This window comes from Brevibacillus sp. MS2.2 (genome assembly GCF_013284345.1).
Taxonomy (GTDB): domain Bacteria; phylum Bacillota; class Bacilli; order Brevibacillales; family Brevibacillaceae; genus Brevibacillus; species Brevibacillus brevis_C.
The window spans coordinates 1-18,053 of the sequence record NZ_JABSUZ010000022.1 but is presented as its reverse complement, the minus strand read 5'-3'; the positions used below and the strand labels follow the sequence as shown (position 1 = coordinate 18,053).

Sequence of the window (18,053 nt, the reverse complement as noted above, 5' to 3'; positions counted from 1 at the left end):
CTAATATTTTAAATTAAAGAAAAACCCCCAATGAGCGTTGCTTACTCACTTGGGGGAACGATATTATTTGGCGCAAACCACTTGGCGAAATTCTTCTTCGATATCTGCCAGCACGCGCATGGCATCCGCGAGCTCTTTCTCCTTCTTTTCTACGGTCAATGTGTGACACCGTCCGAATTGCTTCGCCTGCTTCTCTTTGATCACCGCCAGTTCTGGCTCATGCTTCAGGAAAAATCCTGCGAAATCCATCGCTCGCCTCGCCCCTAGCTGGAAAGCAAAATAGGCTAAGTGGCCCAATTCCTCTGGCGTAAGTCCACCTTCCTCTTCCATCCGCTGCACTACACGCAAGATCGCTTCCTTTCCGTATAGGATCGCAGAGTTCTGTTCCGCCGCTGCGCTTTCCTGATAGATTCCTTTGTATAAACGAAGGGCATTTGCAACCAGCTCCTCCTCGGTCGGACTGCCTACACGCTTTGGTCCAGTCCAATAATGATAGGAAAAGAGGCCATCAAAAATTTTCTCAGCCTTCCACGCCAAGACAAACTGAGACAACGGCAGGCTGACAAAAGGAAAACCTGCTGGATCATGCACATAGATCGCTTGATCATCCATCTCATACGCAAGAACAAAATGATCAGCGCCACCCAAATACTGAGCATTTGGGTTATACGTCAGGTAGCCCATATCAAGCGGTCCGAGCAACACAGGCCCCTTTTCCAAATCGCGCCGTAATTCCACCAACGGTGGCTCGCCCTCCGCATCCCCTGATCTTTCCGTCCAACGAAAACCAAGCAGCTCTAGCGCATGACTGACACCACGGTCAGGGATCACTTGTCCGAAATAAATCACTTTCTGCTCCTCATACCAGGTAGCTCCGACTCCTACCCCGGAGAGCACTTCGAGAACGGCAGGAGCTACCTTCTCCCCAATTGTCTCCAAAAGCATTGATGATGAATTTGCGTAGCAGTAGTGGCCACTTCCGATGTACGGTAACATGCTTTTCTCCCTCTTTCTCGTCAATGTATGGCTTACCTATCATTGACTTCGGGTCGCATGCTTTTCTGACAACGCTTTGCAAAACACTTCTCGATCACGCGAAATATTTTTTAAAAAACTCCATCTTCTCATTCACGAAAGCATCATCTGATTCGCTGCTACTCATGATATGAGGATCATGCATGCACAGCCCCATTAGCCATAATTGGCGAATACCTGTCATAAGTGACACCGCAGCCTGATCGTTTTCAGATAAGGGACGAACCTCGGTATATCCTTTTAGGAAAGCATTCCATAGTGACTCCACCAGTTCGTCATTTTCTTCGATCAATATTCGGCTCAGCTTGAAAGCAGCCAGATCATACGCCCGCCAACCATATCCACACAGGTCGAAATCAAAGTGGGTATAGGTGTTGTCCGTAGAAAAGTTCGTATTAAAATTCCCTTGAAGGTCTCCGTGACAAATCCCCCAGTCGAGTCCGGCACGGATATGCTCGTTCAGCTTGGCTTCCAGCTCAATCGCCAGCTTTTGGAGAAATTGAAAATCTTCCTTCCGATGCTGTAGACGTGGCTCAATATTGGCTAACGGGCGATGAATCAGCGTCTTGGCGTCCCACACTTCGCGAGCTTGCTGTGTGGAAAAGCCTTCTGATTTTACATGCAGTTCGGCTACGGCTCTGCCGAATCGTTCGCTCAGTTCCTCGGTATCAATCTCCTGCTCCTTGCCACAGGCAAAAGTGAACAGCGCCCCAAAGCGATTGCCCTCTGCTGCTTGCAGTCTCAAGACATGCTTTCCTGAGCCGTCTGCAATTGGCACAGATACAGATACGCCTTGTCTGTTCAAATGGAGCAACAGCTCCATCTCGAACGCGACTGCTGCTTCCTCTGTTCGCCAATCACTGCGATACAGCCTGAATATTCGTTTTTGATCGATCGTCTTCACGAGGTACGTATCGTTCATGCCTCGAAGCATGTAGGAAACCGATTGTATGTGTTCGGTTGGATATGCTTCCTGAAGTACTTTGTGTAATGCTTTTTCACAGATGGTTGAGTAGACGACGGATAAATGCATAGTCTTGCTGCTCCTTTTTGCTAAGTATTGGTAAGTTATTATGGATGACGTGTGAATGGGGAAAAGGACACAGCAAGTAAAAAAGAACCTTGAAGGGCTAAAGGCCGATCAAGGTCTGGTACAGGCTGCAACGATTTGTCCCCCTTGCTGAATAAGCTCTTCAAGGAATCGGGCAACATAAGTAATGGATTTGTATTCGTCACGCTCATCAGAAGGTTTGATGTCAAAAAGAAGAGTTATTTTCTCACTTTTCCCTTGATCTCGCGCAATTCCTCGAGGATCAGATCGTATTTGTCGCTGTATTTGTCCAGCAAGTCCTGTAAACGCCCCTCGCGTTCTCGATTTGCCTTCATAATATAAAACAACAACCAGACAAACAAAGCAGCAAATGGCCCTTGCTGAAGTAATACGGTTGTTACTTGATCTTCCATGTTTGATCTCCCCTTTTGTCACTGTATAGAACGTGTGTTCCCGCATCGTCCTTATCTGTATTTTGTACAAAAGGCTTGTACATAATTCGTTGAAAACAAAATTAATATCCATACTTTTCTTTTTCCCTTTCATTTAGTACAATAACTTTGTACATCCTCACAGGAAGGACTGGCACGCTCATGCTATCTCAGCGCTTACGCACAGCTCGTAAGACAAAAGGTCTGACCCAGGAAGAGTTGGCAGAGCATGTCTGCACGACCAAGGGGACGATCAGTAACTACGAGAACAACCATAGCACACCACCGAATGACATGCTGCGGCAATTGGCTGATGTGCTGGACGTCACGACCGATTGGTTGTTGGGCCGCACAGATGAAGTCACGGCCTATATTCTCCCCGCAACTGAGCAGACAAATCAACGTTCGTTGGACGAGCTCTTGCAGGAAAAGATCGATGACCCAGACGACTACTATTTCCTAGACGGGTATCTGGACGCTTCAGAAGAGGAGAAAAAAGAAATTCGCCGCTACTGGTACGACTTGAAGAAGCAGTGGAAAGTCCGTAAAGTACGCGAGGAACGACCTCCGTCTTTGTTTGATATCACGGAAGACATCAAAAAAAAATAACCCCAGTGCGGGGTTTTCTTTTCAGCGAGAAATAGAACGTACGTTCCTTACCATTCATTTAGGAGGTCCTTGATGCTTCACTCCCTTTTGAAAGAAATCTGCGAACCGCAAACATGGCTCGAGAGTCGCGTTTACTTGTTGCTTCAGCATCACGGCATCGACCAGCCCGAACAAATCGATCTGTATTTGCTGTGCGAGACGTACGGCATCGATATCCATCGTATTTGCGGCAGAAGTCGTGCACACGCGCATCCCTTTTTGCCGGGACGTTATGTCATTGCGGTGGACGAACGACTCGATCTGGCTACCCAGCGGGTTAAAATCGCGCATGAACTCGGACATTTACTCCTTCATGAAGGCATTCAGCCCCAGAGCAGCGAATGGATGATTGACTGGCAAGAATCGCAAGCGAATCATTTTGCCGAGCATTTGCTGCTTCCCATCTACATGATGAGTCCCCTACTTGCCGATTGCTCGCGATACAACGCTCCGGCTATCATGGCTCAACGCTTTCAGGTGCCGATGCCTCTTGCTCGTGCCCGTTTTGAGCGCATACTGAGCCGTCTGTATGCCAAAGGCTTTCCCGTCTATGAGTAATTGTCAACGCTATTATGTAGGAGGCGATACCTGATGAAACGAGTCTTTATTGCCGGAGATGCATACACGACTCATTTTTTTGATCTCGCCTTAGACCAAGACGAGGAGCTGTCTCTGTTACCCTCTTTGCAGGTAGCCAGCTATCACGTGGCTCGCTTTGCTCTCATCATGCGAGATGACGGCCTTCGTGGACTCGGTATTTTTCCCGGAGATGCTCTCCTGATCTCAGACTTTTCGATGGAACCTGTAAAAGACAGACCTGTATTGATCCGGCAGGAGGGGCAGTTCCTTGTGCGTATCGCTGCAGACGTTAATCCATTGGAGTGTCTGTTTACAACCACACGCGAGCAAGACACCCCCATGTTACTCCCCTCGGAAAACATTCGCATTACAGGTGTTGTATCCGGTATTATTCCACGTTCATCATCGTAACCTCATTAAGCAGCCAATCCTTGATTGCTGCTACCGTTTGCTGCCACTGCTCCTGCGGGGTAATGGCAGCGGGCTGGTCGCCCTCCTGCGATCCATAGCTTCCGAACTGGGCATGGTTCCCCCCTTCTATGGACATGTAAACAGTACGATCCGGCAAATATTGCTTGCTCTCCATAAACTTTTCCATAGTGATCACTCCATCGCGAGAACCGAGCAAAGACAGCACAGGCAAATTCACCTTCTTCAAGTTCCCCTGACTGTTCGGATACGCTCCCAGTAAAAATACACCACTGATTCGGTCCGAGTGGTTTGCTGCGAATTGAGCTGCCATCGTTCCTCCAAGCGAATGTCCTCCGATGACAAACGTTTTATTCGGGTACGCCTTTAATACTTGTGTAGCTCGGGTCATATCACTTACAGCCAAATTCAGCGGCATTCGTGCGAGAAAAACATGGTAGCCAGAGCCTGCCAAGGCACGGGCTATCGGTGCATAGCTCTCCGGTTTGACCAGTGCTCCCGGATACAAGATGAGTCCCGGTTCGCGTGACTCCCCGCCTTGAAAAATAATCCAGTCATTCGTATCCATGACCGTAATCCCTTCACCGCCTTGCATGGCCGTTAACGCTGCCTGATCAGGCTGATACGGCTGCAAATACCATATAGCGAGACAAATCGCTCCGAGTGTCACCAATACGAGTGCCTGAAACCATTTTTTACGTGCTTGACTCATCCTACCCACCTCGTTTCCGCCCCCATGTATGATGCTACTTATTATGTCTCAAACGCGCTGCTCATGTGCATAAATTGTGAATCTCGACATCTTCGCAGTGTTGACGAACTGATTTTTTAATAGTAGTATTCAAACATACTACTTATATTTGTTTGGAGGTTTTTCTCATGATTGAGCACGTAAAACGAATGGGTTTATCCGATTTGGAAGCGCGGTGTTACTTGACCGTGCACGAAGAAGCAGACCTGTCTGTAATAGTTTTGGCGGATCAGTAAAGCCTACGGCGCTCATTACAAAAGTCCGGAGACCATTACGAAAAACTACTCGATTTTTACAAAAAAGAAAAGGAAGGGAATTGTTATGAATCTACAGGATGTGCAATTTTGCGAGGAACTGGTAAGAAGTGCGGGAAAGGAGCTTCTAGTTGAATTTGAAAAAGGCGTGCCCTGCCACAGCAAGGAAGCAATGACTAAACGCTTTGAAGAGGTGAATCCCGTGGTTGAAGCTCGATTGAAGCGCTCATTATCCGAGCGGTTCCCCACCTATGAATTCTCTGACGCGGAATTCAATCTGGCTGCACAGGAAAAGCCTGAATTCACAAGTCCTTATTGGGTGATGGATGCAATCGATGGAGCAGTTCACTTTCTGCAAAACATGCCGATGTGGGCTACTTCCCTCTGCCTGATTGACGGAGGACGCACGGTTGTTTCTTTTGTCTATGATCCATGCCGTGATGAACTGTTTACCGCAATTAACGGGCGTGGAGCTTTTTTAAACGGACAAAAAATCAGTACCTCATCCAAATCGCAGCTAAATGAGTGCATTCTAGGGACGCTCTTTGCTTCCTCCGAGCCGATGAACCTCTTGGTCGGAAAGTATACAGCGAATTCCTTGACGCGAGTGATGCCAGAAGCTTTTGCCATCCGCATGCAAGGCGCGGTTTCGCTCCATCTCGCCTATGTGGCGTGCGGACGACTCGACGGTTACTGGGAATATGGTAAAGGGGTGTATGATTGGCTGGCTGGTGCTCTTTTGGTCCAGGAAGCGGGAGGCACAATTACGGATACGCAAGGGAATGATTTTTGCTGGAAAAGCACAGGCATCGTAGCAGCAGGCTCGACCATCTACCCTAAGCTGATCCAATTGACTCCCGCTTCATAAAGAACAGATAAAAAGGGTGAGCCTATGCGCATCACCCTTTCTCCTTTTTCCGTTCGCGAAAACGGCGCACCTTCATCAGGTTTCCGCACATTTTGTCATCACACCAGCGGCGCACCCGGTTGCGGCTTTCATCATAAAACACCCAGCAGCAATCCTCGTTGTCACATATTTTGACTCGCTCCAGATGCTGCGGGGCAAGCAACTCCGCGAAAGAGGCTGCAATTTGTGCCATGACGAGGGGCCAGCCCTCTGTTGAGCTGGATTGCTCTTGCTTGTAGCTACCCTCCTCTTCTACATACAACACCTGCACATGAAAAGGAGCGAGAGCCAAAGCTCTGTTCAATTCCGCTAGGTCCTCCTCTTGGAATCGCTCTCCACGGACAACTGCTTCCAGCATACGTCGCAAACGCTCGCGCAACTGCAAAAGTGAAGCGGCACACTCCTCATTCATCGGCAGCGGTGCGGTTAGCTTGTATGTTTGCAAAAAGGATGACAGCCATTCCTGGTTCTCCAGGCGATTTTCCCCACGACCAGAACCGCGCCAATCCCGCCAATCACTATTTAAAAAATCGATACAAAGCCAGTCCATGTCATCATCTCTCCTGACGAAACCCTTCATTTTCTCTCTTGTATGATCATACAGGATATGGTAATCTCTATTTGTAACCATCGTAATAACATTAACTGGTTACAATCTCATTTCTTATTGCTATTATAGCGTTTCATCAATCTGTTTCACAGGAGGAAGCGTATGAATCGGAAGGAATTGCTTTTGCACGGATGGGAATGTACGTATGACAAGGAAGACTGGTATCCACCCTTAAAAGAAGCGCTTTCCGGCGTATCAGCAGCCGAGGCGAGCTGGCGCCCTGTGGGAGAAGCAGCCAACACGATCTGGGAAAACGTCAGCCACCTTCTTTATTACAAAGAACGCCTGTTGCATCGTCTAATGGGCACTGAATTTCCTGGATCGGCTGAGACGAACGATGATACCTTCATCCCGTCCGGCGGTCCCGATGACGAAGACGCTTGGCAAGCTACTCTCGCTCGCATGGAAAGCGTCCACCGCCACATTCACGAAAAGCTTTCCTTGCTGACGGATGAGGAGTTAAATCAGATGGCTACTTATACGCCCATTTACCAAAATGTGATGAGTCTGGTCCTGCATGATGCGTTTCATACGGGACAAATCGTCCAAATTCGCAAGCTGCAAGGCTCCTGGCCTGCCAGACGATCATTTGAATAACAAAATTTCACATTGATTAATCACAAACAATCCTTTATAGTTGATGAATCACATAATTTCATACATGTTATCCTCATCTTTCACGGTGAGGATAGAGGTCGCGGCTTTTATATCATCCTGTACGAGATTCAGAGAAAATCAATGACTCCAGGTAAGGAAAATCCGCCGAAGCTCATATCGCGTCTCTGTGCGATTGGGTTGGGGCTGTACTCGAAAGGGGCAGAACTGTCACGTTTGCATGCCAAGCAAACGTGGTGAGCTATCTTCAGTGAAGGCTTGGTGGGGATTGGATGATACCGCCCTATGCCATTTTTTTGGCTATGGCGGTTTTTTCGTTTCCGACCTTCCTTCTCAAAAATCAAGAAAGGTCGTGCAAGCAGCTTATGTCACAAAATCAATTGCAACGTGGTTTAAAAGCCCGACACCTGACGATGATCGCCATCGGCGGCTCGATTGGGACGGGATTGTTTCTTGCGAGTGGAGGCTCGATCCACTCCGCCGGACCTGGTGGAGCTTTAGTCGCCTATCTCGCCATTAGTATCATGGTTTACTTTTTAATGACCAGCTTGGGGGAAATGGCGGCCTTCATGCCTGTTTCCGGTTCGTTTTCGACGTATGCCACACGGTTCGTCGATCCATCTCTCGGTTTTGCTCTCGGCTGGAACTACTGGTACAACTGGGCCATTACCATTGCCGTCGAGCTGTCAGCTTCCGCACTCATTATGAAATATTGGTTCCCGGATACCCCAGCGATATTGTGGAGTGCTTTGTTCCTCGGATTGCTGTTTGCCTTGAATCTCCTGTCTGTGAAAGCCTATGGAGAATCTGAATATTGGTTCGCCTTGATTAAAGTAATAACGGTTATCATCTTTATTATTGTGGGTGTGTTGATGATTTTTGGCATTATGGGCGGTCAAGCAGTCGGCTTCCAAAACTTCACCAAAGGCGACGCGCCATTCAACGGCGGCTTCATGGCCCTGCTCGGTGTCTTTATGATTGCCGGATTCTCTTTTCAAGGGACAGAGCTGGTTGGTGTCGCAGCTGGAGAGAGCGAAGACCCTGCCCGCAACATTCCGAAGGCCATCCGTCAAATTTTTTGGCGCATCCTGCTCTTCTACATTCTCGCTATTTTGATCATCGGGTTGCTGGTTCCATACGATAATCCAAATCTGATCAGCGGCGACCTTACGGATATTGCGATCAGCCCGTTTACGATTGTATTTGAAAATGCCGGTTTTGCTTTTGCAGCATCCGTCATGAATGCCGTTATTCTCACGTCAGTATTGTCTGCTGGTAACTCTGGCATGTACGCCTCTACACGCATGCTGTGGAACCTGGCAAAAGAAGGAAAAGCACCAAAATGGTTCGCAAAAGTAACCGGTAACGGCGTACCGATCAATGCCCTGATCTTGACTGCGCTCATCGGCGCCCTTGCTTTTCTGTCCTCTCTGTTTGGAGAAGGCGAAGTGTATGTCTGGCTTTTGAATGCTTCCGGTATGTCCGGCTTCATCGCTTGGCTGGGAATTGCAATTAGTCACTACCGTTTCCGCAAAGCGTTTATCGCTCAGGGCCGTGACTTAAGCGAATTGCCTTATCGGGCAAAGTGGTTCCCGTTTGGTCCGATTTTTGCCTTCATCATTTGCTGTATCGTTATTTTGGGGCAAAACTATTCCGCATTCATGGGTGGAACGATCGACTGGTATGGCGTCCTGGTCTCTTACATTGGCCTGCCACTCTTCTTAATCATTTGGCTCGCTTATAAAGTCACCCAAAAGACCAAGCTCGTCCCTCTAGAACAAGTAGACTTCAGCATGGATGAATACACGAAGTAATCGAAGAAAAATTACGGACTTCCGTTATCTAAACGGGAGTCCTTTTTCGTGTTTGCCAGCATATGTGAGGAGAGTAGAACATGCAAATCCAATCGTATTCCCGCTACCTATCCCCCCAGCTTCCAACTAACCAAACTGTACCTAAAATGGTGACAGGAACTAGTTTGGCATTGCCCAAGCTCGATACTGTAGACCTTCGTTCACACAAGGCACGCGAGCTACCTGCTGATGCCATCGAACATCACAGCGTCCAATTTTTCTTTAGCACAGAGATTAATGAGCGTTTGGATAAAATTTTCGCAGATAAACCACCTGAGGCTCGCAAGGCCTTTGACCACATCCTGGAGCGAAATTTTTTCAACTCCCAATCCACCTACACCGATGAAGAAAGAGCTGCTTTGGTAGAAGTGGGTTTAACCCAAGGCAAATATTTGGCAGACCAATACATGGCTGATGAAAAACATGCTGCTGAATTTTTGGATACCCTTCATCTGCTTGCTGGCGTTGCCAAAACACGAAAGGTTGACCCTGCAACTGGCAGTGTCAGCTACGTAGAGCTTCCGCAAAAACCGCAGGGGGCGCCGAACGACTATGTTAATCCGTCCAAGCTGATGGAGCGGTATGACCCTAAAGCCTACAAAAAAATGCAAGCGGTCACAACCAATCAAACAGAGAAAGTAAGCATGCTGATTCAATTCGTCAAAAAGCTGCAACATCGTCCAGACTGGATCGCACAATACCGGAACGAACAAGCTACACTTCTCTCTGATTTAAAAAATACAAAAATCGCTAACCGTTTTGAGAATGTAAATACAAAGGACGCCACTGACTTTGTTCGTCAAATGAATACGCTTGCTGAAAATGCTTCCGTTTCTGCCTTCACACCATTGCTACAAACGAATCTTGCCTCTTTTATGATGATCCTGGCCAAGAAAACGAGTTAACTTCACAAAGATGATCGTCACAGCCTCCGCCCGAACTTCCCTGGGACTGGGGCTGTTTTTTCTTGTGTAGTACCAATCTCTTTCCTTTTCCAGTTAAGGAAAGGGACTGGCAGGTGGTGGACATACTAACCCGTAAAGGAGGAGACGAACATGGATGACAATCGCGAAAACGACCTGCCTGATTTCAAACAACTGGATGACAGACTGATCGCTCAACCTCCGACTAGCCCAATAATCGCAATCCGTACCAATCTGGACAAGGAACCAAATGACGTCGACAATCCGTATGTGCAGCAAGACTCTACACCCACTGGACAAAATAAGGGGGAAGCAAATGACTGATCGCATCTCAAATGAAAAGCCGGACATGGGTTATAACGGAAGCAATATGCATGGTTATTCCCTTACACCAAAGGAAGGGACATTGGATCAAGCTGACAAGACGACTGCGGCAAAAAAAGAAAACAGGGAGAAAGAATAGTTTTTCCCCATTACGAAGAACAATTCCCCTTTGGGAAAACAGGTAGATGCTCACTTTGCCTTTTTCCTGAAGGGGATTTCTTTTGGATTTCTAACCAAGAACATGGTGAAAAAACATTTTCTTATTGACGAAATTCTATTGGAAATATATACTTTTCATGGATTTGATAATGAGAATCGTTATCAAATATTTGCATATATAATCAGGAGGTTGCCCCATGAAATCCAGGCTCTTCAAACACATTTACAGCACAACATTAGTCACTTTTCTCCTCACAGGTGGCGCCCATATAGCTCTGGCCGCACCACTCATGGCCACTGCTGAACAGACGGATGTTTCCCCTTTGTCGCTAGATTTCGCAGTTGAACAGGCAATTAAGAACAGCGTTGATCTGGAGGTGCTTCGGCTTGAATTAGATATTACGAAGTACGAAACATCCATCACACTGAGAGAAAAAGCAGAAATAAAAAAAGCCGATATCATGACTCTGGCTGATGCAAAAAAGAAATTCGAAGACGCTGCCAAAGCAATCAAAGAAGTAGTTGTCGATGAAGTCGCCCTGAATACGCAAAAAAACACCATACAATTACAAGTGCAAAAAGCATTCTTCGAAGTCCAATCATTAGATGCCAAAATCAAAGCGCAAAAGACAAGCTTGCAAAGACAGTACTGGTTGGACTCCCAAGACACAGAAGCTCACAAAAATCTTGCTGCCCTTGAAGCCAGCTACAAACAAGCATTGGCCAAGCTCAACGATTTATTGAATGAAAAAGCGGACAGACAATGGAAGATGATCGCTACTGATCTGACCCAGCACGAGCTGCTTTCCTTGGAGCAATTGCAAGCAAAAGCTTATGAAAAACGTCCTGAGATGATCAAGGCACAAGCAGAAATAGACTTTGCCCAAGTAAGAATTGATTACACAGCCGAGTATTCCGCACTCAGCACATATAAAGGTACAATTGCAAAAAACGAGCACAAAAAGGCAGAACTGCAAAAACAAAAAACACAAAAGAAAATCGGTCAAGAAGTAAGTGACAACTATACGAAGGTACTGGCAGCGAAAAAGGCATTAGAGGAAAGTACAGCAAAGAAAGAAACCGCATTGGAGCGCTATCAGGCAACAATCGATCAATATAGATTAGGAAAAGCATCGATGAAAGAACTGATAAAAGACGAAGCAAACCTGTTTGACTCCGAAACAAAAGCAATCGAATCAGTTTATCAATACAATCTCGCTGCTATCACCTTGAACCAGTTGACTGGTTATTAATATTTCGCATTACGAAGGATCTCATTTATTCATTTAAAATAAAGAAGGCTTCATCCCACAGGGTGAAGCCTTTACTCATTTATTAGCCTCTCAAAAACTCCTGGCATCACCAGACGACCACCGTCTACACCAAAATCCTCTATGAACCACCAAGCCGATAGCACACTGTGGCAATACGCCCACGCCAGCACTCTCTCTTTTTGCAAAGACAGGGCCTTCGTCAGCCCATCGACCCGCTGCTTCATTACTTCTTCTACCCCATCCTCTGGCAAATGGTTCAGCAAAAACGGAATCACCTCGTATTCTGTCTCCCCGATCAGCCCTTTTGGATCAATTGCCAGCCACGGCTCTCTTTGTGCCCGCAAAATATTTTCATGATGAAGATCACCATGTAGCAGGCACTGTTCTTTTTGTGAGGAGAGAAGCTTTTTGTACCATTGCATGGCCTGCTCCACCATTTGCTCGGGAATCGGTCCTGTCCCACCTCGGAAATGAGAGCGAATCCCTACCAGTCCCACAGCCCAGTCCGCTATTGTCGGAAACGTAGACACAAGCTTACCCACTCTGGAAACGGGTGTATGCATCCTTTTGATCACGTCCGCCAAGCATTGAATTCGCTCGTCTTCATTACTCAGCTTGTCCAGTGTCTCTCCTGGCATGATGCGCTCCAAAAGCATGATGCCTTTTTCCTCGTCCGAATCGAGTAGCTGCACCATTCCCCGCCCCGCAAAAGCCCGAATTGCCGTCAGCTCTTTCTGCCAGTCCAGCCCAGGCACGCCCAGCTTCAACACGGCGTTTCTCCCATCCTCTAACACAACAGGTGCAACAAAATTATAAGAGAGTGGAAAATGCTCAAGCACTTTTAATGACCATCGTGCTTCGCATTCGGCAATCAACTCATGAAAGGAATCCAGCCAGAGACGCCCGTCTTCTTTATGTACGCCGACAACTGTTTGGGTAAAATGTGTTGGCAGTGAAATCATTAAGAATCTCCTCCTCGAACTACTTGCAAAACATCCTCTTGCATTAGCTTTCAAGCTGTTCCCTTCCCACAGCCGCTTCTTCCCCACCACAGCCACTCGTTAAAAAAGGGAGCAGCTTGAAAGCCGCCCCCCTTTATTTCCCGGAAAATGTTATGACATTCGTCCCATCAAGCGCTCCATACGTTCCAGCGCCTTCTTCAACTGCTCGATCGATGTTGCATAAGAACAACGGATATGCCCCTGTCCGCTTTCGCCGAACACGTCTCCAGGTACAACAGCTACCTTTTCCTCCATCAGCAGCTTCTCCGCAAACTCAGAAGAGCTGAGACCTGTAGAAGCTACAGACGGGAATGCATAGAATGCTCCGTCTGGCTCGTGGCAAGTCAATCCGATTTGACGGAATCCGTCTACCACATAATTGCGGCGCTGACGGTAGCTCTCGATCATTCGTTCCATATCAGAACGTCCATGACGCAGGGCTTCCAATGCAGCCATCTGAGCCATCGTCGGTGCACACAGCATGGTGTACTGATGGATTTTCAGCATGCCCGCAAGTAAATCAGGCGATGCGCAGACATATCCCAGACGCCATCCGGTCATCGCGAACGCTTTGGAAAAACCGGAGATGAGGATCGTCCGATCTTTCATCCCTGGCAGAGCCGCGATACTATCGTGCATTCGTCCGTAGGTAAGCTCCGCATAAATTTCATCGGAGATCACCATGAGGTCGTGCTTTTCAATGATCGGCAAAAGTGTTTTCCACTCTTCAGCCGTCATAGTCCCCCCGGTCGGGTTATTTGGATAGCAGAAAATGATTGCTTTTGTACGCGCGGTGATGTGCGACTCCAGCTCTTGTGGTGTCAGCTTGAACTGGTTTTCCATCGTTGTTTTCAGGAAAACTGGCACCCCACCAGCCAAGCGAATGACTGGTTCATAGGAGACATAGCAAGGCTCCACGACCAATACTTCATCACCCGGATCGAGAATGGCACGCAGTGCGATATCAATTGCTTCGCTGGCACCGACCGTCACGAGAATTTCTGTCTCGGGATGATAGCTGACAGAAAAACGTTCTTCCAGGTATTTCTGAATTTCCACGCGCAATGGCAGCATACCGGCATTGGATGTATAAGCTGTATGTCCACGCTCCAGGGAAGAAATCGAAGCTTCTCTCATACGCCAGGGAGTGACAAAATCAGGCTCCCCTACACCTAAAGAAATGACTCCCTCCATCGATGCTGCCAAATCGAAAAAGCGGCGAATGCCTGATGGCTTCAACGATTGAACTGTACTGGATAAACGGTTTTTGACTTTGACTTGTGTACTCACGGCGTAACCACCATCCTGTGATCTTCGTCACGATCTTCCAGCTCAATGCCATCGTGCTTGTAACGTTTCAAAATAAAGTGTGTAGCTGTTGAGACCACCGAATCGAGAGTGGACAGCTTTTGCGAAACAAAAGTGGCTACTTCTTTCATCGTTTTGCCTTCCAAAATAATTGACAAGTCATAGCTTGCACCAGACATCAAGTAAACAGCCTTCACTTCTGGGAAACGGCAGATTCGCTCCGCCACTTCATCAAAGCCGACATCGCGCTTCGGCGTCACTTTCACATCAATCATGGCGTTCACGTACGGATGATCATCCACACGCTCCCAGTTCACCAGCGCCGGATATTTGACAATGACCTTCTCGGCTTCTAATGCTGTAATCGTCTGTTCAACAACCTCGGTCGGTTCCCCGATCATTTTTCCGATTTGCTCAGCGCTCATGCGACTGTCTTCTTCCAACAGGTGCAACAGCTCTCTTTGCTTCAAGCGATCCATGCCCCACCACTCCAGTTTTCTCTTTATTTTTGTACATAAGTGCGTGTTCAAGTAGTCGACTTTTTGAACGACGACATCATGCAAAAAGCCCCAGCAACCAGACTCATGATTTCCATGAATCTGATTGCTGAGGCGAAGGTATCGCGGTACCACTCAGCTTTTTTGCCTCTCTCACAAAAGGCAAACTCGTGCTGTCTACAAAGACATGCGCCCCATAACGTGGGCCATCCGCTGCTTTCTACTTGGCATTTTCAAAAGCAGAGCTCCAAGGTGGCTTTCAAAAAGAGTTCGCGGCTGCCCTCTCAGCTAACAGGCAACTCTCTGGACGTCAAAATCCCTTTTTTACTTTCCTTTTCACGGCTGTGTTGGTTGTTTTATTGAATGTCTCAGATTATAAATGACGTTTTCTCTCATTGTCAACCAACAACTTCTGTCTTCTGAACCTCTTTCAAACCGTTAGGCAACAAGACGCGAAACACCGTCCCTGTTCCCAAGCTGCTTTGTACGTCCATTTTTCCTCGATGATTTTCTACGATCGCTTGGGTGATCGACAGCCCCAAGCCAGCCCCTCCGCTTTTGCGTGCGCGTGAGGATTCAATCCGGTAGAAACGGTCAAATACATGCGGGACATGCTCCGGTGCGATCCCGGTTCCATTATCTCTAAACGTCAGTTCAATCCCATTGGCAATCTTGCTCAACGTAAGCTCGATCTCACCGTTCACAGGGTCAGTATGCTGAACCGCATTTTGAAACAGATTGAGAATAACTTGCTTCATTCCGTCACAGTCGAAAGTAGCCGTAACATTCGGTTCTACGCGGAAATGAACGTTTCGGTCACCGGCCAGGACCATGAGCTGCGATTCCATACTGTACACGACCGCGTCCAACTGCCCTTCTTGCAAAAGGAAAGCTGGTTCCCGATCCATCCGAGCCAGGTACAGCAAATCGTTGACGAGTTTATTCAGTCTCTCTGTCTCGCCGTGCATGCTTTTCAATGCTTTTTGCAAATGTTCGGGATTTGACGCCGCACCACGCAACAGCACCTCCAAAAAACCATGGATAGAAGTCAGCGGTGTTCGCAATTCGTGCGAGGCATCCGCCACAAAGCGTCGCATCCGCTCTCCTGCTTCTTGCTCAATTTTAAAGGAGGTTTCCAGCCGCTCCAGCATTCCGTTAAAGACCGCCGATAATTGATCAATTTCCATCTGGCCTTGATCCATCGGCAGTCGTTCATCCAAATTACCCGCATTAATCCGCTCAACTGTAACCTCAATACGCGAAAGTGGGTTCAGCGTACGGCGGAGCACAGGCACGTAGGTTAACAAGCCGATAAGCAAGGCGAGTGCAGATGCAGAGAAGAAAATGATCAACTGTGGAAACAGCACTTCCCGCATCGAGCCGACAGGTGTACTCAGTTGTACGATTCCTTGCAGCTGTTCAGGTGATTTGATAGGTGCCAGCACGACCAAATAATCCTTCCCGGTGCTACCTTCCAATATTTTGTATTTAAATGTGCATACGCCACTAGCCAGGATCTCGCGGTACAAACTATCTGGAAAGCGTGGGGAATACCCTTCGCTCGGATTCGCAAACAGCTCCGTCACGTTGGCGTCGTTGTCAATAAAGGCATACTTGATATCGGGAGTACGCAAGGAAAGCAACGCGCTGACATACTGATCGTATTTCGGGAGCGTTTCCGTATCTTCCAAGACCTGATACGGAACAGTGACTGCCAGATTTAACAAGCTTTCCGCTTTGCTGCGATACAAGAACTGCTCCATCAACAAGTATTGAATCATACCGATTAGAAGCAGCAACCCGGATAAGATAAATAACGAACGAGACAACAGCTGATAACGCAAAGAGTTCGGTTCTAGAAAGGCGGCCCATTGATTGTTTCGATTCATCTTCATACAAAATCAACCCGATAGCCCGCACCGCGCAATGTGCGAATGATCCGATGCTGACGATCGTTCAGTTTGTCACGCAGGGAGCGAATATACACCTCGACAATGTTCTCCTCCCCACCGAAATCATAGCCCCACACGTTATCCAGAATCATTGGTTTACTCAAAACCAACCCGTGATTGGTTACTAAATATTTCAGCAAAGAGTATTCCGTTGGTGATAGCTCCAGAAGCGTTTCCTCGTAAGTAATTTCCTTTCGCCTGTCATCGATTTGGAAGGGGCCGAGGTGTACCTTGGAAAGCAAATGTGGGTAATGATTACGAATACGCGCATGGATACGGGCAAGCAGCTCCTCAAAGCTAAACGGCTTGATCATATAATCATCGGCACCAAGCGTCAGCCCTTTTACCCGATCCTCTACGTCTTCTCTGGCTGTCAGCATGATCGTTGCTACATTCTGTATCTTTTTCAACATCCGACATACCTCGAAGCCGTCCATGCCTGGCATCATCACATCGAGAATGACGACATGGGGCTGATGCTCCTTCACCATGGTCACCGCAGTCATCCCATCTTGTGCCGTCAATATCTGGAAACCTTCATTTTCAAGACCCATCTCCAAAAATTGCAGGATGGTCGGTTCATCATCGACAAGCAATATTTTAATGCCTTTGCTTAGGTTCATTTCTTTCACCTCAACTCCATTTTACCTGATCAGGCCAAGAGTAGCTGAATGTTTGCTGAATATGCACTGAGTACGAGCTGAAAGCTTTTTACAAAATCACAAACCAAAAAATGTAAATTAAATATAAAGAACGTTGATAATTCTCTTACCCTTGCACTTTCAACAAACTTTCAGCCAGCTTTCAAGACCCACTCAGCTTCCTCTCTCATAATGATCCCTGCGTAGTCAAATACATACGACTCAAGTTTGAACACTTCAAAAATATGGAGGTTATCCAATAATGAAAAAGAATTCTGTTATCCTGACAGCATCAGTTGCCACGCTCGTGGTCGGTATCGGGGGCTACATGCTCTATGACTATTTCGTGGGAAACCATGTGGAGATTCAGCCTGCAGCTGCGGTAACCACAGCCTCATCTACCGCTTCATCAACACCTCTGACAGCAGATCAACTGAATAAAAAATGGACAATCAATGACCAGTCCAAAGTCTATTTCTCCGTCACTACGTCGAAAGAAACGGTAAACTTTGAAATGGACGGCATTACTGGTAGCTGGGATGTGAACCTTTCTGCACCAGATCAAATGAAAGCAACAGCTTCTGCCGACTTGAATAAGCTGAACTCCGGTAATGAAAAGCGCGACACCCATATCAAATCTCCTGATTACTTTGATACCGCCGTGCACCCAACTGCTACCTTTGAAGCGAAATCTTTTGAGAACTGGCCAACTACATGGATCGAAGGACAAAAGGCTTCGTTCACCATCAATGGCGTCCTGACTGTAAGAGGAATTGCCAAAGACGTGAAAATGAATGCTGACGCGATTTAT

General features: G+C 47.4%; 21 protein-coding genes, 1 riboswitch and 1 other annotated feature. Of the genes, 11 read left to right on the top strand and 10 right to left on the bottom strand.

Annotated elements, in window-relative coordinates; genetic code table 11:
• Positions 1–63: 63 nt before the first annotated feature.
• The 3 genes from HP568_RS19055 to HP568_RS19045 all read right to left on the bottom strand — a co-directional run bounded on the left by HP568_RS19055 (position 64) and on the right by HP568_RS19045 (position 2,499).
• Complete coding sequence (locus tag HP568_RS19055; RefSeq protein WP_254551349.1) at positions 64–945, bottom strand: hypothetical protein; 882 nt, start codon at positions 943–945, stop codon at positions 64–66.
• A gap of 145 nt (positions 946–1,090) precedes the next feature.
• Complete coding sequence (locus HP568_RS19050) at positions 1,091–2,068, bottom strand: homoserine kinase (RefSeq protein WP_173629935.1); 978 nt, start codon at positions 2,066–2,068, stop codon at positions 1,091–1,093.
• A 236-nt stretch (positions 2,069–2,304) separates the two neighbouring features.
• Positions 2,305–2,499 (bottom strand): BhlA/UviB family holin-like peptide, encoded by a 195-nt coding sequence (locus HP568_RS19045; RefSeq protein ID WP_012684855.1) that lies wholly within the window; start codon positions 2,497–2,499, stop codon positions 2,305–2,307.
• 180 nt (positions 2,500–2,679) lie between these two features.
• On the opposite strand from HP568_RS19045, the gene HP568_RS19040 reads away from it, so the two are divergent.
• The 3 genes from HP568_RS19040 (at position 2,680) to HP568_RS19030 (ending at position 4,155) form a co-directional block, all read left to right on the top strand.
• Positions 2,680–3,126, top strand: a complete 447-nt coding sequence (locus HP568_RS19040) for a helix-turn-helix domain-containing protein (protein WP_048031497.1) — start codon at positions 2,680–2,682, stop codon at positions 3,124–3,126.
• A gap of 72 nt (positions 3,127–3,198) precedes the next feature.
• Positions 3,199–3,723 carry an ImmA/IrrE family metallo-endopeptidase gene (locus HP568_RS19035; protein WP_173629934.1) on the top strand — a complete coding sequence of 175 codons (525 nt, stop codon included), beginning with the start codon at positions 3,199–3,201 and terminating at the stop codon, positions 3,721–3,723.
• 33 nt (positions 3,724–3,756) lie between these two features.
• Positions 3,757–4,155 (top strand): hypothetical protein, encoded by a 399-nt coding sequence (locus HP568_RS19030; protein ID WP_017251977.1) that lies wholly within the window; start codon positions 3,757–3,759, stop codon positions 4,153–4,155.
• Here HP568_RS19030 and HP568_RS19025 read toward each other — a convergent pair.
• A complete protein-coding gene (locus tag HP568_RS19025; RefSeq protein ID WP_173629933.1) occupies positions 4,133–4,885 on the bottom strand; it encodes an alpha/beta fold hydrolase in 753 nt (250 codons plus the stop codon). The genes HP568_RS19030 and HP568_RS19025 overlap by 23 nt on opposite strands.
• Positions 4,886–5,245: 360 nt before the next feature.
• Here HP568_RS19025 and HP568_RS19020 point away from each other — a divergent pair, with 360 nt between their 5' ends.
• Positions 5,246–6,046, top strand: a complete 801-nt coding sequence (locus tag HP568_RS19020; protein WP_173629932.1) for an inositol monophosphatase family protein — start codon at positions 5,246–5,248, stop codon at positions 6,044–6,046.
• A 31-nt stretch (positions 6,047–6,077) separates the two neighbouring features.
• Here HP568_RS19020 and HP568_RS19015 read toward each other — a convergent pair whose 3' ends face one another.
• Positions 6,078–6,635, bottom strand: coding sequence for a CGNR zinc finger domain-containing protein (locus HP568_RS19015; RefSeq protein WP_173629931.1), 558 nt, complete (start codon positions 6,633–6,635; stop codon positions 6,078–6,080).
• A gap of 162 nt (positions 6,636–6,797) precedes the next feature.
• Between HP568_RS19015 and HP568_RS19010 the strand changes: the two genes are divergently transcribed.
• The 6 genes from HP568_RS19010 (at position 6,798) to HP568_RS18985 (ending at position 11,822) form a co-directional block, all read left to right on the top strand.
• Positions 6,798–7,292 carry a DinB family protein gene (locus HP568_RS19010; protein ID WP_048031493.1) on the top strand — a complete coding sequence of 165 codons (495 nt, stop codon included), beginning with the start codon at positions 6,798–6,800 and terminating at the stop codon, positions 7,290–7,292.
• An 84-nt stretch (positions 7,293–7,376) separates the two neighbouring features.
• Positions 7,377–7,562, top strand: a riboswitch (Lysine riboswitch).
• Positions 7,563–7,675: 113 nt separating this feature from the next.
• Positions 7,676–9,124 (top strand): amino acid permease, encoded by a 1,449-nt coding sequence (locus HP568_RS19005; protein ID WP_048035718.1) that lies wholly within the window; start codon positions 7,676–7,678, stop codon positions 9,122–9,124.
• Between the two features lie 80 nt (positions 9,125–9,204).
• On the top strand, positions 9,205–10,068 hold the full coding sequence (locus HP568_RS19000; RefSeq protein ID WP_173629930.1) for a hypothetical protein: 864 nt from the start codon (positions 9,205–9,207) through the stop codon (positions 10,066–10,068).
• A gap of 150 nt (positions 10,069–10,218) precedes the next feature.
• A complete protein-coding gene (locus HP568_RS18995) occupies positions 10,219–10,410 on the top strand; it encodes a hypothetical protein (RefSeq protein ID WP_173629929.1) in 192 nt (63 codons plus the stop codon).
• Positions 10,403–10,549, top strand: coding sequence for a hypothetical protein (locus HP568_RS18990; RefSeq protein WP_173629928.1), 147 nt, complete (start codon positions 10,403–10,405; stop codon positions 10,547–10,549). The genes HP568_RS18995 and HP568_RS18990 overlap by 8 nt, the downstream gene beginning before the upstream one ends.
• A 217-nt stretch (positions 10,550–10,766) precedes the next feature.
• Positions 10,767–11,822: a TolC family protein gene (locus HP568_RS18985; RefSeq protein WP_173629927.1), complete on the top strand. Its 1,056-nt coding sequence runs from the start codon at positions 10,767–10,769 to the stop codon at positions 11,820–11,822.
• A gap of 71 nt (positions 11,823–11,893) precedes the next feature.
• Here the strand turns inward: HP568_RS18985 and HP568_RS18980 are convergent, their stop codons facing one another.
• The 5 genes from HP568_RS18980 to HP568_RS18960 all read right to left on the bottom strand — a co-directional run bounded on the left by HP568_RS18980 (position 11,894) and on the right by HP568_RS18960 (position 17,224).
• The gene (locus HP568_RS18980; protein WP_173629926.1) at positions 11,894–12,805 is read right to left on the bottom strand and encodes an aminoglycoside phosphotransferase family protein; all 912 of its coding nucleotides are present in this window, start codon (positions 12,803–12,805) and stop codon (positions 11,894–11,896) included.
• Between the two features lie 150 nt (positions 12,806–12,955).
• Positions 12,956–14,134, bottom strand: a complete 1,179-nt coding sequence (locus HP568_RS18975) for an aminotransferase (protein WP_048031488.1) — start codon at positions 14,132–14,134, stop codon at positions 12,956–12,958.
• Complete coding sequence (locus HP568_RS18970; protein ID WP_048035717.1) at positions 14,131–14,631, bottom strand: Lrp/AsnC family transcriptional regulator; 501 nt, start codon at positions 14,629–14,631, stop codon at positions 14,131–14,133. Before HP568_RS18970 ends, HP568_RS18975 begins: the two co-directional genes overlap by 4 nt.
• Before the next feature lie 125 nt (positions 14,632–14,756).
• Positions 14,757–14,998, bottom strand: a binding site (T-box leader).
• 49 nt (positions 14,999–15,047) lie between these two features.
• The gene (locus HP568_RS18965; RefSeq protein WP_173629925.1) at positions 15,048–16,544 is read right to left on the bottom strand and encodes a sensor histidine kinase; all 1,497 of its coding nucleotides are present in this window, start codon (positions 16,542–16,544) and stop codon (positions 15,048–15,050) included.
• Positions 16,541–17,224: a response regulator transcription factor gene (locus HP568_RS18960; protein WP_173629924.1), complete on the bottom strand. Its 684-nt coding sequence runs from the start codon at positions 17,222–17,224 to the stop codon at positions 16,541–16,543. The genes HP568_RS18965 and HP568_RS18960 overlap by 4 nt, the downstream gene beginning before the upstream one ends.
• Positions 17,225–17,504: 280 nt before the next feature.
• Here HP568_RS18960 and HP568_RS18955 point away from each other — a divergent pair.
• On the top strand, positions 17,505–18,053 hold a 549-nt coding region (locus tag HP568_RS18955; protein WP_173629923.1), incomplete at its 3' end, for a YceI family protein.